At 39.6% G+C, this 882-nt stretch carries 1 protein-coding gene; it reads right to left on the bottom strand.

Annotated features, from left to right (window positions below; all coding sequences use genetic code 11):
* Positions 1-845 (bottom strand): DUF975 family protein (locus tag SMIDD26_RS10375; RefSeq protein WP_061440068.1); only part of this gene is annotated, 845 nt, incomplete at its 3' end.
* Positions 846-882: the final 37 nt, after the last annotated feature.

The following is an 882-nucleotide window of genomic DNA, read 5'->3' as shown; positions in this document are numbered from 1 at the left end:
CGTTTTTGAGCCAGTACAGATCGGTAGAAAATCATTTTATTGATTTGAATGTAGGGTAGGAGTGAGAAACTAGCAATCCCAAAGGTAATCCAATTGAGGAAGTACCAAGGAAGGAGTTGTAGGTCTAGGACAAAACGCTGGAACTTGTAACCTTTCATCAGGAAACGGCTGGTTTTAAGGATTTGTCCTGGTTTGGCTTGGCCTAAGTCTAGGGTGTCACAGAGGAGAAATTCTACCTGCGAATAGGCATAGTATTGTGGAATATAGAGACTATTTCCTATAATCATCAAGAGGATACTTGCTAGAAAGTAAAGACCAAATGTCATGAGGAAACGCTCGGTTTCAATTGACGTGAGATCCAGATTGGGAAACTCAGGATGAAGGACAACGAATTTCTTGGCTAAAAAGCTACTGTAAAAAAGAAAGTAAATTCCAAGCAAACTAGGGATACTCCATAAAAAGAGATAGAAACGTTTGAGAAGTAGGGTCAAAAAGGTTTGAGAAAAGCGCTCCTCATCAAAGAGAGCTAGGCTGTTTTTTACAGATGGCTTCGTTTTAGAATCTTTCATGAGTTTCAGCGTTGTATAGACTGAACTGGTTAGAAGAATAGATCCGATAAAGGAGACTAATAGTGGAAAAAGGTAGGCTTGGAATACATGACCAAGCACGCTTAAAAAGGATTGCTCTAAAATAGACTCGTTGATGTGCTCTAAGGGATTGAGGAAGCCAGACAAAATGACCAGCATGCTAGGTAAGAGATAGACGAGAAAGAGGCGGGGATTTTCAGCCTGAAATTGTCTGGCTTGCAGACGAACGGTTTTTAAATCAATTTTTGGGTATTTCATTCTCTCATTATACCATAAATAGTACATAGCTTGCTAA

Origin of the sequence: Streptococcus mitis, from assembly GCF_001579035.1 — a bacterium.
GTDB lineage: Bacteria > Bacillota > Bacilli > Lactobacillales > Streptococcaceae > Streptococcus > Streptococcus mitis_J.
This window is presented reverse-complemented; position numbering and strand designations above follow the sequence as displayed.